This is a genomic window from Akkermansia sp. KLE1798 (assembly GCF_001580195.1).
Taxonomy (GTDB): Bacteria; Verrucomicrobiota; Verrucomicrobiia; order Verrucomicrobiales; family Akkermansiaceae; genus Akkermansia; species Akkermansia biwaensis.
Genome location: NZ_KQ971088.1, coordinates 89,400 through 104,658 on the forward strand (window position 1 = coordinate 89,400; position 15,259 = coordinate 104,658).

At 58.7% G+C, this 15,259-nt stretch carries 10 protein-coding genes, 1 tRNA gene and 1 riboswitch; of the genes, 9 read left to right on the plus strand and 2 right to left on the minus strand.

What is annotated here, in order from left to right; translation table 11 throughout:
- Window positions 1-189: 189 nt before the first annotated feature.
- From HMPREF3039_RS09075 to HMPREF3039_RS09105, 7 genes are read left to right on the plus strand one after another with little or no spacing between them, the layout of a single operon-like run.
- Window positions 190-750, plus strand: coding sequence for a phosphotransferase-like protein (locus HMPREF3039_RS09075; protein ID WP_067982475.1), 561 nt, complete (start codon window positions 190-192; stop codon window positions 748-750).
- Entirely contained in the window at window positions 747-3,344 is a 2,598-nt protein-coding gene (locus HMPREF3039_RS09080; RefSeq protein WP_067569966.1) for a cobyric acid synthase, read from the plus strand. The genes HMPREF3039_RS09075 and HMPREF3039_RS09080 overlap by 4 nt, the downstream gene beginning before the upstream one ends.
- 3 nt (window positions 3,345-3,347) lie before the next feature.
- The gene (gene cbiB, locus HMPREF3039_RS09085; RefSeq protein ID WP_067569968.1) at window positions 3,348-4,349 is read left to right on the plus strand and encodes an adenosylcobinamide-phosphate synthase CbiB; all 1,002 of its coding nucleotides are present in this window, start codon (window positions 3,348-3,350) and stop codon (window positions 4,347-4,349) included.
- Window positions 4,346-5,386 carry a nicotinate-nucleotide--dimethylbenzimidazole phosphoribosyltransferase gene (gene cobT / locus HMPREF3039_RS09090; protein WP_067569970.1) on the plus strand — a complete coding sequence of 347 codons (1,041 nt, stop codon included), beginning with the start codon at window positions 4,346-4,348 and terminating at the stop codon, window positions 5,384-5,386. Before cbiB ends, cobT begins: the two co-directional genes overlap by 4 nt.
- Window positions 5,387-5,402: 16 nt before the next feature.
- The gene (gene cobS / locus HMPREF3039_RS09095) at window positions 5,403-6,146 is read left to right on the plus strand and encodes an adenosylcobinamide-GDP ribazoletransferase (protein WP_067569972.1); all 744 of its coding nucleotides are present in this window, start codon (window positions 5,403-5,405) and stop codon (window positions 6,144-6,146) included.
- On the plus strand, window positions 6,143-6,955 hold the full coding sequence (cbiR, locus tag HMPREF3039_RS09100) for a cobamide remodeling phosphodiesterase CbiR (protein ID WP_067569974.1): 813 nt from the start codon (window positions 6,143-6,145) through the stop codon (window positions 6,953-6,955). Before cobS ends, cbiR begins: the two co-directional genes overlap by 4 nt.
- On the plus strand, window positions 6,939-7,517 hold the full coding sequence (locus tag HMPREF3039_RS09105) for a bifunctional adenosylcobinamide kinase/adenosylcobinamide-phosphate guanylyltransferase (RefSeq protein WP_067569976.1): 579 nt from the start codon (window positions 6,939-6,941) through the stop codon (window positions 7,515-7,517). Before cbiR ends, HMPREF3039_RS09105 begins: the two co-directional genes overlap by 17 nt.
- Window positions 7,518-7,524: 7 nt before the next feature.
- Here the strand turns inward: HMPREF3039_RS09105 and HMPREF3039_RS09110 are convergent, their stop codons facing one another.
- Window positions 7,525-8,529, minus strand: coding sequence for an acyltransferase family protein (locus HMPREF3039_RS09110; protein ID WP_082770204.1), 1,005 nt, complete (start codon window positions 8,527-8,529; stop codon window positions 7,525-7,527).
- A 149-nt stretch (window positions 8,530-8,678) separates the two neighbouring features.
- Window positions 8,679-8,837, plus strand: a riboswitch (cobalamin riboswitch).
- Window positions 8,838-8,927: 90 nt separating this feature from the next.
- Between HMPREF3039_RS09110 and HMPREF3039_RS09115 the strand changes: the two genes are divergently transcribed.
- Both HMPREF3039_RS09115 and HMPREF3039_RS09120 read left to right on the plus strand, forming a co-directional pair.
- The gene (locus tag HMPREF3039_RS09115; RefSeq protein WP_167506786.1) at window positions 8,928-12,848 is read left to right on the plus strand and encodes an autotransporter outer membrane beta-barrel domain-containing protein; all 3,921 of its coding nucleotides are present in this window, start codon (window positions 8,928-8,930) and stop codon (window positions 12,846-12,848) included.
- A 130-nt stretch (window positions 12,849-12,978) separates the two neighbouring features.
- Window positions 12,979-13,061: transfer RNA gene (locus HMPREF3039_RS09120), tRNA-Leu, on the plus strand.
- Between the two features lie 309 nt (window positions 13,062-13,370).
- Here HMPREF3039_RS09120 and HMPREF3039_RS09125 read toward each other — a convergent pair.
- Window positions 13,371-14,696 (minus strand): hypothetical protein, encoded by a 1,326-nt coding sequence (locus HMPREF3039_RS09125; protein ID WP_067569982.1) that lies wholly within the window; start codon window positions 14,694-14,696, stop codon window positions 13,371-13,373.
- Window positions 14,697-15,259 lie beyond the last annotated feature (563 nt).

The window sequence follows — 15,259 nt, forward strand, 5'->3', positions numbered from 1 at the left end:
CGGAATGGAAATCTCCAGCCCGCTGCTCAATTCCTTCCGGAGCACGGCGGAGCATTTCTCTCTTGTTCCGCGCATGGCCAAACGGACAATTTCCCATTCCCTTTTTACCCGGCAAACCCGGAAAGCCTCCGGAACCGCACCGCCATTTTTGTCTTGTCATTGCCTTCCCCGCCGGAACATGATGCGCCCATGATCCGCCCTCCGTCCCCTTTTCAACATCCCGGGCGGATCTTTGTCTTCAACGGGGCTTCCAGTTCCGGCAAAACCAGCCTGTGCAAGGCACTGATATCCCTGCTTCCTGCCGGCTCCGTCCTCCTTTCCGTGGATGATTTCCTGGATGCCAACGGAATGGGCTGCATGCATCTGATCCACGCCGTCCGCAAGGCAGGACCGGAACTCGTCCGGTCTTTTCATGAAACCGTATTCCGGGCCTCCCTGCACGCGCCCTTCGTTCTGGTGGACCATGTGATCGGAGAATCTCCGGACTGGCCGGACGAACTCCGCCGTCAATGCCGGGGAGCAAAACTTCTCCTTGTGAAAGTCGCCTGCGACGCGGAAGAACTGGTTCGCCGGGAACATGCCCGCACGGACCGGAAAGCGGATGTCTTCCACGCCCTGCGGCAGCACACGTCCATTCATGAAGGGCTCTTTTACGACCTGGAGATAGACACCACTCGTCTTTCCCCGCAGCAGGCGGCGGCCCTGCTGGTTCCACACGCAGGCCATACAGCTTTAACAACGACGGCATGAACGACTTTTCACACGGAGGAAACCTGAAATCCCTGGCGGCGGATGCCCGGCGCCCCGAACGCGACATTCTGGACTTCAGCGTCAACCTGAGACCGGAAGGCCCCCCGGAATTCATCACGTCCGCCTTGTGGCGCGCCATGAACGGCGTCACGCCCTACCCTTCTCCGGACATGCAGGAACTGAGGGAAAAAGCCGCCTTGCACTACGGCCTGCCGCTGGAATGCTTCGTCTTCGGAAACGGGGCCAACGAGCTGATTCATGCCCTCCCCCGCGCCCTGAACCTGAAACGTGCCGTTATTCCGGAACCTGCCTTTTCCGAATACCGGCTGGCCTGCCTGCGCCACGGAATGGAAATTGACTCCGTTCCTTCCGGAGAAAAAACGTCTTTTACTCCCTCTCTGGCCGCTCTGGCGAAACGCGCCGGAACAAATCATAAAGGGGAAGAACAGGAAACTGCCGTCTTCCTGGCCAATCCCTGCAATCCGTCCGGCGGCCTGCTGGATAAAAAGGAGCTGTTTCAGACAATAAAAGAAAACCCCGGAACCGTCTGGATTCTGGACGAATCATTCATTAACTACGCGGGAGGGGAAAAATCCCTTCTTCCTGACGCGGCTACCCTTCCCAACCTCGTTATTCTTCGCTCCCTGACCAAATTCTACGGCATGGCGGGCGTCCGTTGCGGTTTTGCCGTGTGTTGCGTCCCCCTGGCGGAACGGCTGCGGAAAAATCTTCCCGCATGGAATGTAAACGTCTTCGCGGCGGCGGCGGTGCGGTCCATCCTGAAACAGCCCTCTTCCTGGGCGGAACAGGAACGCACCCTGAACAGGGAACGCCGGGAAGACCTGTTCCGCAGATTGTCCGCGCTGCCGGGAGCTGCCGTCCTGCCTTCCTGCGCCAACTTCCTTCTCTTCCGCCTTTCCGGCGCTCCTTCCGGCCTGGCTTCCCTGCTGCTGAAAAAACACGGCATTGCCGTAAGGGACTGCTCCAATTATCCGGGCCTGGAAACAGGCGGCTGGTTCCGCGCCGGAGTCCGGACTCCGGAAGAACATGAACTTCTGGAACGGGCGCTTCGCGTGGAACTGGACAAACATTCTCCCGCCATCCTGCGCAGGCCCCCCAAGCCGGCGCTGATGATCCAGGGCACTTGTTCCGATGCGGGCAAAAGCGTGCTGACGGCGGCCCTCTGCCGCATCTTCCATCAGGACGGCTTCAGCGTGGCCCCCTTCAAGGCGCAGAACATGGCCCTCAACTCCGGCGTGACCGCGCTAGGGGAGGAAATGGGCCGCGCCCAGATGGTCCAGGCCCAGGCCTGCCGGATCGATCCGGATGCCCGGATGAACCCTATCCTGCTCAAACCCCACTCCAACACGGGTTCCCAGGTCATCGTGATGGGAAAGGCGGTAGGGCACATGGAAGCCGGGGAATACTTCACGGCCAAGCGCCGGTTCTGGCCGGACGTCCGCGCCGCCTACGACTCCCTATCGGACGAATACGACCTGGTCTGCCTGGAAGGGGCCGGAAGTCCGGGGGAAATCAACCTGAAATCCGCGGACGTGGTCAACATGAACATGGCCCGCTACGCCCGCGCCAAAGTCCTGCTCACCGGGGACATTGACCGGGGCGGCGTGTACGCCTCCTTCCTGGGCACGTGGATGACCTTCTCCCCGTGGGAAAGGGAACTGCTGGCGGGATTCGTGGTCAACAAATTCCGGGGGGATTCCGCCCTGCTTGCCCCGGCGCACCGTTACATGCAGGAACACACGGGCAAGCCCGTGCTGGGCGTCGTCCCCATGATACGGAACATCAACATTCCGGAAGAGGACCGCGCGGCCCTTCCCTTTGAATACGATGAAAGCTCCAAACACGCGGACTCCCTGGACGTAGCCGTCGTGATGCCCGCGCACGTCTCCAACTTCACGGACTTCGCCCCGCTGGCGGCGGAACCGGACGTGCGGCTGCGGCAGGTAAGGACCGGGGACGAGTGGGGCCAGCCGGACCTGGTCATCCTGCCCGGAACCAAAAGCGTGGTGGCGGACCTGGAAGGCATGCGCCGGGCCGGACTGGACAGCCTGGTACGGGAGCACGCCGGAAAGGGAAAATGGATACTGGGCGTCTGCGGCGGCCTGCAAATGCTGGGAAGGGAAATTCTGGACCCGCATCATCAGGAATCGGCGGAGGAACGCACTCCCGGCCTGGGACTGCTGGAACTGGCCACTACTTTCTCCCCCGTCAAGACCCTGCTCAATGTACGCCGCGCCCGGACACCCCTGGCACCGGACGCCTCCGGCTATGAAATCCACCACGGCATCACCGGCCATGAAGCCCCGTGCGAACCCCTCATGTTCCGGGAAGACGGTTCTCCATGCGGTTACGGAAAAGGCCGCGTCTGGGCCACGTACCTGCACGGCTTTCTGGACGGCGACGAATTCCGGCGGGCATTCATCAACAAGGTCCGGGTGGATTCCGGCCTGCCGCCCAAACCTTCCCTGCACGTATCCCATGATATTGACGGCGCTCTTGACCGTCTGGCGGACATCGTCCGGAAACATCTGGACGTGAACGCCATCTACCGCCTCCTGCAACTGAAACGCTGAACCATGATCCCGTGCCTCCTGCTGCTGCCCGCGGCCCTGCTGCTGGACATCCTCTTCGGAGATCCGCCCAACCGGCGGCATCCCGTCTGCGTCATCGGCTGGTGCGCGCGCCGTCTGGAACCTGCGGCGCGGCGTTTGTGGGGAGGAAGCTTCAAAGCCGGCATGCTGGCGGCCCTGGGTGTCTGCGCTACTGCGGAATGCGGACTATTCCTGCTCTTTCTTCCCTTCTTCACGCTTTCCTCCCTGACGGCATCTCCCTGGCTGCCGTGGATTCCCGCCGTCCTGGCCGTTTACATCTGCATGGCCCCGCGCGGACTGGCGGAACATGCGGCGCGGGTGGCCTCCGCCCTGCTCAGGGAAAACGGAGAAGAAGCGCGGCAAGCCGTCTCCATGATCGTGGGGCGCGACACGGAACGGCTGGACTCCCGCGGCGTGGCGCGGGCCGCCATCGAAAGCGTGGCGGAAAATTTGACGGACGGTGTCTTTTCCACCTTGTTCTGGGCCGCCGCAGGGTGTTTGATAGGGGGCGCTCCCGGCGCGGCCGCCGCCGCGCTCGTCCATCGCGTCTTCAACATCCTGGATGCCATGTGGGGAAAGAAAAACGAACGATACAGACACTTCGGCACCTTCGCCGCCCGCACGGACGACGCCCTCAACTTCATTCCCGCCCGTCTCATCCTGCCCTGCATTTCCCTGGCGGCCCTGTTCCTTCCGGGCGCCTCCTCCCGCCACGCGCTCACCGTCGGCTGGACCTTCCGCCACGCCCACGCCAGCCCCAACTCCGCCTGGAGCGAGGCGGCCTTCGCCGGGGCGCTCGGACTCCGCATCGGCGGCCCCGTCTCCTACAAGGGCATGCCCGCGGACTATCCCTGGATAGGCTCCGGACGGAAAGAAGCCACTCCCGGCGACCTGGGCCGCGCCATACGGCTCATGTGGCTCACTACGGCCATGGGCACGCTCCTCTTCTCCCTCATCCTTGCCCTTCCCCACTTGCAACCATCATGAACAAACTGCACATACCCCCGCTGGACGAACAGGCCGCCAAGGCCGCCCTGGAACATCAGAAAATCCTGGCCAAGCCGCCGCTTGCTCTGGGAAAGCTGGAACCGGTAGCCATCCAGATAGCCGCCATGACCGGCAACCACGCTCCGCGCCTGAAAGACAAGGCGGTGGTTCTCTTCGCCTCCGACCACCACATTGCCGACCACGGCCTCAGCCTGACCTCCACGGACGTAACGTACATCCAGACGCGCAACTTCCTTCAGGGAGGGGGGACCATCAATGCCTTTACGCGCAATGCCGGAGCACGCCTGACCGTGGTGGACGTGGGCGTGAACTACGACTTCGGCGACCTGCCGGGCCTCGTCAAAAGAAAAGTCATGCACGGCGCCAATGACTTCAGCAAAGGTCCGGCCATGACCCGGGAGCAGGCTCTGGAATGCCTGCAAGTGGGTATTAACATCGCGCGGGAGGAAAAAGCCAGGGGGCTGGACATCGTGGCCGCCGGGGAAATGGGCATCGGCAACACGACGCCGTCCTCCGCCATTGTGGCCGTTCTCACGGGAACCCCGGTGGAAACGGTGACCGGGCGCGGCTCCGGCGTCAAAGGAGAAGTCATCCGCAAAAAAATAGAACTCATTGAACGAGGAATCGCCCTGAACAGGCCGGACCCCGCCGATGCCATCGACGTGCTCGCCAAGGTGGGCGGACCGGAAATAGGGGCCATGGCGGGGCTGATGCTGGGGGCGGCATCCCTGCGCGTTCCCATCGTCATCGACGGTTTCATCGCCGGGGCCGCGGCGGCCATTGCCCAGGGAATCTGCCCGGAGGCGGCCCGGTACTTCCTCGGCTCCCACAACTCCGCGGAACCGGGGCACAAACTCATCATGGACCACATCGGCGTCACCATGTACATGGACCTGGGCCTCTGCCTGGGAGAAGGCACGGGCGCGGCCCTCTTCTTCCCCATGCTGGACGCCGCCACGCGGGTTCTTTCAGAAATGAAGACCCTGCCGGAACTGGACATCACCGTGCCCCGCTAATACTGTAACTCCCCAGATGACCGTCATCACCGCCATCCGCTCCGCCTTCGGCTTCCTGACCCGCCTGCCCGTGGGGCCGTGGCCCCTGCAAAACGACCTGAACGGAATTTCCGCATGGCTTCCGCTGGTCGGCATTGTGGTGGGCGGGCTGGTCGGAGGACTCACCTTCATTTCTTCCCTTCTCTTCCCTCCCCTCCTCTGCGGGGTCATCGGCTGCGCCTGCTGGGTGGCCGTCACAGGGGGATTGCATCTGGACGGCGTGGCGGACTGCGGGGACGGCCTCCCGGTGGAAGTCACGCGGGAACGCAGGCTGGAAATCATGAAAGACTCCCGGCTGGGAACCTTCGGCGGCACGGCCCTCTTCTTCAATCTGGCCTTCAAGGCGGCCGCCCTGACCGTGCTGGCGGCCTCCGGTTCATGGCTTCTCCTGCTCACGGCCTGCATCCTGGCCGGACTCCTGGCCCGCAGCCAGATCTTCATCGCCATGCGCTTTCCCGGTGCGCGACCCGGCGGCATGGGGGAAGCCTTCAGGCAGGGCACGCGCCCCGTCCACGCCCTGATTGCCGCCGCCGTCACCCTGGGTGCCTGCGTCCTGGCAGGCTGGTCCGGCCTGTATGCCCTGGGGGCCGCCCTGGCCGCATCCCTGGCCCTGCTCCTGTATGCCCGGCGCAGGCTGGGCGGCGTCACCGGGGACGTATTCGGCTGCACCGTGGAATGCACGGAATGGATTGTACTGCTTACCTTCTGCACCGCCCTATGACCCCGCATAAATGCCGCGTTCCCGGCCTTAACATCGGCTGCACCTCCTTCATCATCCCGGACTACTACGTTCCCGCCGTCAGGGAATGCGTCCGTTATGCGGACGACATCGCCCTGCTCCTGCTGGAGGCGGGCAGCAAGGGGGAAAGCCTCATCACCCCCGCGGAAATCAGGGAACTGGGCCGCATCGCCAGGGACGCTGGAATAACGTGGAACATCCACCTGCCGACGGACGGGGGATTCGCCACGCCCGAATCCTCCCGCCGATACACGGAAAACATCATCCGCACCATTGAACTCACCCGGGAACTGGAACCCCATACCTGGGTCATGCACGTGGTCACAGACCACATCCCCGGACCGGACATGCGTCCGCACCTGACGGAGGAGGAAACGGAAAGAATCCTCCGCTCCCTGGAGCAAATCACGCCCTATCTGCCCGCCCCGGAATACTTGGCCCTGGAAAACCTGGAACGCCATCCGACGGACTATCTGGACGGGCTGGTCGCCGCCACGGAACATTCCCGCTGCTTCGACATCGGCCATGTCTGGAAGGAAGGGCTGAAACCGGAGGAACTCCTTCCCCTCTGGCTGCCAGACATCCGCATGTGCCATCTGCACGGACTGGAAAAAAGGGACCATAAATCCCTGCACCACATGCCCGCCCCTGTGCTGGACGCCCTGCTCCACCCCATGTGGGACATCAGCTTCACCCCTCTTATCACGCTGGAAGTATTCAGTCTGGATGACTTCCTGAACTCCCACCAGACCATGCTGGAATCCTATCAACGCCATGTCTCCAAACACTGACACCTCCCGCCCCCGCATGACGCTCGTCGTAGGGGGCACCAGAAGCGGCAAAAGCCAGTACTCTGAAAAAATCGCCTCCGGATTCGGGGAAAAAATCCTGTACATTGCCACGGCGGAAGTCTGGTCCGGCTCCGGCTCCCTGGAATACCGCGTCCGCAAGCACCGTGAACGCCGCCCGCAGGAATGGCCCACGCTGGAATGCCCGCGCAACGTGGCCGCCACCGTGCAGGCATCCGGTCTGCTGGAACAGGTGGACGGCGTCATTCTGGAATGCGTCACCCTGCTTGCCTCCAACATCCTGTACAACCAGGAGAACCCTGCGGAATACCTTCCGTTTCAGGATGCCCTGGTCCGGGAAATAGAAGAATTGAAGGAACTCATCTCCCGGTCTCCCGTGCCGTGGGTGCTCGTCTCTTCGGAAACCGGCATGGGCATCGTCCAGCCGGACCCGGAAACGCGCCACTACTGCGACGGCCTGGGCATCGCCAACCAGCTTCTGGCAAAAAGCGCGGATGAAGTCTACTTCATGGTGGCGGGGCTCCCCGTCACCGTGAAAAAGTGACGGATGCTCAACTCTTCAGCGCAATATACCTCAATACTCCCGGACAAATCCTGCCCAGCAGGAAATACACGCCGCTGAGAGTAAGAAAAACCGCGGGAACAGCCAGCCCCCATATCCAATAATTCCCCTCCGGCAATCCAAGCCAAATCAGGAATTGATACATCAGGATATGGGCGGCATACACAAAAAAGATGGAAGGCCCAAGGCGCGCGCAAAAAGACGAAATCCTGGGCAAATACCGCGTCGCCAGCAAGGAACACGAAGCCATCCACAGCACGCCCATGCAGAAGAACAACGCGGACTCATGAACCCTGTTGTACACTTCCCATGCAAAAACGGCCGGAAAAACAATCAGGACATACACCCACACCTTCCCAACCATATCCTTTAACTCTTTAAGGGAATAGCGGCTTAAAAGCATGCCCAGGGCAAATGCGCCCAATCCTCTGGGATGAATGACATTGCAAGCCATGTCCCTGTGATAAAACCACAGGCTGTCAGAATACTCCGTACTGAACAAAATCAGGGAAGCCATGCAGAGAACGGCCAGACAGCCCTTCGGAATCCGGAACAATATGCCCGAAATCAGCACAAAAACCATCAGATCCCTCAGGAACCATAAAACTCCTCCCAGCGGAACGCGCCCGATTCCCATATTTGCCACCCACCCCGCCAGGGTGGAAGGAAATCCGAAAACAACCATGGAAACAAAAATCCAAAACACATAGGCGCATAAAATCAAAGCTGCCTTTTTCCAGTTCAGCCAGGGTACCGGTGAAGAGGCGGCGGCATACTTTCGGGCCAGGAAATAACCCGCCGCCATAAAAAAGAAAAATACGCCCGCACGGGTCATGCAGGCCATGGGGAAGTAATGCATGGGTGCATGCTGAATCATAATGAAAAGCATGGACAGAACCCGCATGACATCCACCCAGGCATCTCTGGGCTTTATTCCATTACCTGCACCGGATAAATACGGTGCGGAAGCAGGAGAGAAGATTGAATAACTCATTATCTTTTATTCCATTGACAAAACAATAAAACGCCAAAATTGGATAAGTGATTTTACCACGGCGATGTTTCATGACAAGAGAAACCGACCCTCCGGACGCCGTACAACTTCCCATTGACAGCCGCGGCACGGTATGTTAGGCATGCCCTGCCTCCGTAAATACGGGAGGCACTTCCGGGAAGCTCGCGGCACGAGCAGGAAATAAATGGGGAATCCGGTGTGAATCCGGAGCGGTACCGCCACTGTATGTTGTCCGGAATACAACCGGGCAATGAGCCAGATCGCCAGCCTCGAAGTATTTATGAACCGTCGGCGAGTATTCCGGCATTCAGACCATACACATGCATTCATTAAAAACGCTCCGCTTGAACGGAGCAGACCATGATGGCCCGGCCCCCTTGGCGGCCGGGATTTCCCCCGCTCTTGCGGACTTTCCCTCCTGCGGCACGCACGCCGCACCGGACTCCTGCCACGCCAGGCATAAAATGCAGGCCGTGGCCATGACTCTGGCCTGCCTTGGCATGCTGGCCCCGGTCCACGCACAGGACGCCGGGAGGGAAAACCTGGAAGGAACCCGTGACGCCACAGTGGAAAGAACCGCATCAGACCCGGCTCTGGGAACGGTCTCCGCCACCATCAATGTGACCGGTTCCAGCAACGTACGCGGAATTTGGGGCAAATCCGATCCCCTCAGCATAGACACGATTGCGGAAGAAGCCGTTTTCAACGTTTCCTCCACCAGAAACAATGCCTTTGGCATTGATACGTCATCGGGAGCTAGCCTGGACATCGGCACCATCGCCGGCAAGTTCAACGTCTCCGCAGCCAATACCAATGCCACGGGCATCAGAAGCTACGGCAAGATGATCAACATCGGAACCATGGCGGAATCCTCCGTCATGACCATTACGGCCAACTTCTCGTCCAACGGCATCTATGCCTACCAGGGTGGACTGGATATCGGCACCTTTGCGGGGCAAATTTCCGTCACCCTGGGTACCGGGAACTTTGCGAGGGGACTGTATTCCTACGGAAACACCATGGACTACCAGGGACCGCGCTACAAGGATGTCGAAATCGGCACCATCTCGGCTACCGGCAGCATCTCCGCAGTGACAACTTCCGGATATGGAGCCAGAGGCATCCAGTCCAATTACGGACGAGTGAATATTTCCCAAATCGACGGACAAATCACCGCTAATTCCGGATCCACTGATGCCGGCGGGACATTCTCCGCTCTCGGCATTGAGGCCAGGGAAAACATCACGCTGGGCAACATCAGCGCTGCGGGAGCCATTACCGCCGCCTCCGGCGGCATGGATGCTTATGGAATCTACGCGGGAGAGGAATCAGGCAACCAAACCCATTCCAACATCACCATCGGCAACGTAGCCGGAACCATTCGGGCCGAGGCCATGGCCGGTACGGCCGCCGGGGCTTCCGCCACAGGCTCCCTGGCCGTGGGCGATATCGGCGGCGCCATTTCCGCCGCCTCCACGGGAAACGCGGCGGCCCACGGCCTGCTGGCTGAATTCTCCCTCACCACAGGTACCATCAACGGAACCGTCAGCGCGACAACCTCCGGCGGCACGGCCGCAGCCCTGATGGGCGGCGCCGGTATCACAACAACCATCGGATCCACCGGTATGGTTGAAGCCGCGGCAACGGGAGACGGCGGAACGGCCTATGCCCTGTACAGCGGCTCCTATACGGGCTCCGGCTTCTCTACGGAAAACACCGCGGACAACATCACCGTCCACGCAGGCGCCTCTATCACCGGCATCTGGGAACTGGGCGGTTCCGGCAAGGAAGGCTCCGTGGATACCATCACGCTGCTCTCCGGCACGGGAAGCGATCCCGGACTGTTCGACTACACGGTGCGGACGACCGTCAACACCAACAAGTCGGATACCGCCACCCACCACTCCTCCGTTACGCTCAACGTAGGCAGTGCAGACAATGAGGCAAACTGGACCATCTCCACGGAAAAAGCCGCCGGACTGGTCAATCAATTCAATGTGGCCTACGGCTCCATTGCCACCCTGACCGGGAACTCCCAGATTCTCCGTGACGGCGCCCTTGTCAACAATCTGGGCACCCTGTCCGGAACAGGCACGCTTACCATTGCGGAAGACATGACGCTGATCAGCGGAACCCTGGTGCAGAATGCAGCGGGAACCGCCCTGGAAGTGGGAACCAACGGTCTGGACATCAATCTGGACCTGGCCGAAAACGCTACGGTGGGAACCACGGTACTCAACACCACGGATACCGCCTGGGTCGTCACGCTGGACCAGATCAGGCAGGGCATCAAGGACATGTACACCCCCAAGGTTGGCGGCTTTGACCTGGACAACTACCACATGACCTACCGCCTCCAGGGCCAGGTATTCCTGGGTGAAGGCGCTCCCGTCATCGTGAAGCCCGGAGAAAGCATCCATATAGGGGAAGGATCCAAAGTCATCATCGGACAGGACCTGCCCGAACATGGCATCGTTCTGGAAGGCGGTGAAGCGGATCTGAGCCAGTCGGACGCCGTCATTTCTTCCAGCTCCGTCAGCGGCACTTCCGGCCAGCTCACGCTGTCGGAAGAACAAACCCTGAACTGGGAAAACTCCGGCACGGCCGGTTATCATGCCTCCGCCGCAAACGGAGGAGCCTTCGGGAATCTCAACGTCACCGCCCGGGACGGCACGATTGTCGCCGGCGGCTCCTACAAGGCGGAAAACGTCGCCATCACGAACAACGCCACCCTCATTCTGGACGGCAGGGATGCCAGCCTGGGCGTGGAAGGCGGAACCGTCACCCTGGGGGAATCATTCGCCCGTCCGGACGTTCCCGGACACCTGGTGCTGAACGGCTCCACCGTCCTGTCCGCCGTGGAAACCAACAGCGGTTCTTCCATATCCGGCTCCGGCACCTTCAAGGGACTCGTCAAATACTACGGCAGTGAACTGGTTCTGGGCAGAGAATCCTCCGCCGGCTGCCACAACTATGAAGGAGGCCTCAACGCCTGGGGAGGAGTGCAGGAATTCACGTTCTTCGTCAACGGAACGACTCCGGCAGACGCCGCCCATACCGGTGCGGACACCTATTCCCAACTGAACGTCTCTTCCACTTATTATGTGGACGGAGCCCACGTCAACGTGGTCATCGGGGACAATCTGCTCTTCAACTTGGAACAGAGCTTCTCCCTGTCCCTGGTCAACCTGGATCCCGGCACCGTTATTGATCCGGACGGAGACCTGTGGGACCTGACCGGCATCGCCCCCACGCTGAAAGGACGCACCGACCTGGTTACGGACACCGGCTTCACCGTATCCGCCGACGGACTGCACCTGATCTTCAACGGGAAAATCAATCTGGACGCCGTGAAAGCCCTGCGCGGGCAGGAAGCCTCCCGCATCGCCAACACGCTGTGGTCCTCCGTCCGGGTGGTGGACAGCTTCGCCCATACGGCGGCCTCCCAACTTGACTTCCGCGGTCCGGGCAGGCGCAACGTCTGGTTCTCCGGCCTGGGGGACTTTATGAACGTATCCTCATCCGCAGGAATCTCCGGCTTTGACTACAAGGGTGGCGGCTATGCCCTGGGCATGGACTACTCCTGCGTAAAAGGCTGGACTACCGGGGCGGCCTTCGGCCAGACCTTCGGCTCCTTCCACTCTGCGGACAAGCAGTTCAAGGCGGACCAGGACGGGCTGATGCTCGCGCTCTACCAGCGCTACCACCGCGACCTGCGCGAGGGAAACAGCTTGGACATCGACGGCTACTTCACCTATGGCCGCATGGACAACGACGCGGACGGCACGCTGGGAGACAGCCCCACTACAGCCTCCTGGAACGATGACGTTTACGGCTTCGGCCTGAAAGGGACCTGGAACATCCGGCTCAGTAACACGGATATCTTGAAGCCCTTCGCAGGAATCGAATTCCTGCACGGTTCCCAAGGCTCCTTCGGGGAACGTTCCGGTTCCGGCGCCGCCTGGTACCGAGACGGTTCCGTACAAAACTGGAGCATTCCCGTCGGCTTCACCTGGCAAAAACAAATCGCAGTTGGCAAAGGACAAATTATTATGCCTCAAGCGACTGTCGCGTACGCGGGAGACGTCTCCCGACGGAACGCATCCGTGAAAACGGATGCGTTCGGCAGCGCGTTCCGGGTGGATGGCATCCATCCCGGACGCCACGCCCTCATCATCAACGCCGGGCTGAACTGGGCCATCTCCGGCGCCTGGAGCGCCGGGGCCTTCTACCACCTGGAATGCCGGGAAAACATGACCAACCAGAGCGTCACCGCCACCGTGCGCTACTCGTTCTGATTATTTGAAAAGACACACGGAGGGAATCCACGGCGGATTCCCTCCGTTTTTCCGGAACGGCCCCACATTCATTCCACAGTAAATTCTTGACTCTCCCCGGCGGTTGATGCTTAATCCCCGCACTGCACATGCCGACGTGGCGGAATGGTAGACGCGCTCGACTCAAAATCGAGTTCCAAAAGAGTGTGGGTTCGAGTCCCACCGTCGGTACCAAAATCATCTAAAATACCTGTCTCCTGCGAGGCGGGTTTTTATTTTTTAAACTTCTCATAAATCATTTGTGCAAATCCGAGCAAGAGAACGAACTCATAAAACTCATGATGCACCTGGCAAAATGAGCATACTATTGATACCATTCTCTCCTTTGCCATCCATCCACAAAAACCAAATAGTCCCTGGACGGGAATGCCACCCGGAGGATGAAAACTGGCATGCGCGTATCCCTCCGCGTCACCGTAGAGGGAAGGCAAGTTAAAACTTGCCCTCTCTCCGCAGAAAGAGAATCATATCTGAATCCCTGCCTTATTCGTAAGGTATAAACTCTTCCGTTGAAGTTGATTGGATCAATCTGGTTTCCAATGACTTGAAAGCGTAATAAGCCCCATTGGGCTGACTATTGCCCGGGGCCACAATATGCCGGAGTGCGCCAAGATAAATCATCCCTGCGCCACAATCCCAATAGATGTTATTCCTACCCATATAGCCAAATGTATCTCTCACTGCGTGCAAATCAGCAATCCTCAATAATCTTTGCCCATCATAGCCATTGCTGCCTATCCATAATCCGGCAGGATTGGCCGCAGACAAATTTGCCTGCTGATAGGATATGAACATATTGCAGGACGGATTGGTATTGAAGGAAGGAATGACAGATACAGTAGTATGGAGCATATATCGGGCGCTTTCCTTGTCGTAAATCAACTCACGCACCCTCACCGGATACCCTTCGGGAGAAAGTGTTGAATCTTTAATCATATAAAACGTTACGTCAAAAATACGGGCAAAAGGAAAACCCGTCCCGTTTTTGGGACTGACGGTGAAAGTGTCGATATCCGCTGCTGTAGATACCACACATTCGGATAGAGATAAGGAACCGACATAAAATGTTAACTTACGTGGCGTTCGTTCTCCGTTGGTACCAAGCATGACAGGAAGCAAAAATCCCCGCCAGCCCGAATAATTGTTAACTCCAACAAACGGAGATAAATAATTAACCTCAACCGTCCCTGGAACTGGAGCGAGAGGCGAAGCCGAATTAAACAACTGCCAGCACATGCCCGGAACGGGCTGTTGCACAGATACGTTGTCCCCATAAGTTTTGAAAGACGACAAGTAGGATTGAGGACTGAACGCCTCGGAAACGACAGACAGACCGGAAGCCAGCAACCTGTTGATGCCGCTGGTGGAGGTAATGGGGGAAACGTCGAGGGGAATGTCGATGCCCCCACGGGCCGTGAGATTACCCGCAAAATCCATATTGCCGGAAGCGTTCACAAGAGCATCCTGCTTGGCATTCCACATTTTACGTTCTTCGTCTGTGATATAAATGGATGTATGCCCGACATACGTATTAGAAGCTGCCATAGCTGATTTGGAATCAACTGCGTAAGTATTTGCCTTGGCGGCCCGCGCGGTATCTTCTTCCGTGGGGTAAACAGCCTTGTTCCCGGCATGCTCATCAAGACCATCCTGAGTTGCACTCAAATTTCCCTCGATATTCATTGAAGCCTGGCCATTCCACGCGGTACATTCTTCTGCTGTAACATGGGGGCTGCCATTCTCCATAGGCCCATTCAGTTCATTCTGAGATGCCGCGAGACTTCTGTCGGTAGAAGTAATTTTATTCATGATTATTCTTTGATTATTGTCTATGAATGAGTCGAATACTTCATTGCCTTACCGTTCACAACCCAGGGGCAGTTTTCATTCATCGGAGAAAATGGCAATGAAGGACACCATTTCATTAAAAGTTTCTGCCTCTTTTTAGGAAATATCATCCTGCATAAAACGTCAGCACGAATGATGTACCTTCATTTATTTATTCCAATCAGACACGTAAGGTTTCCCCAGATGCGGCAATCATCCAATCACTTCACAATTCCGGCAATAGCTTCATGCAGAATCTTCCCGGAGATTATCCATCAGGAGGAACAGCGGTGCTTCCCTGTGGAAATACTGAAAGAACCGAATAGAACAAACATAAGCTCAATCAGGACAGATGGCAGATGCCAGTTGTGGCCGGACAACCCCATACTTGCATAAAACATCGTATCGGAACAACTCGGCCCTTCATCTCAAGCCGTCCCATCGGAGCCTTACCAGGTATGGACGTGCAGTGCTCCTTTAATCCTCATCCAGGAATATTCAACTTGAAAGGCGGACCGTGCAAATCCTTTAGAAAGCCATGTTCG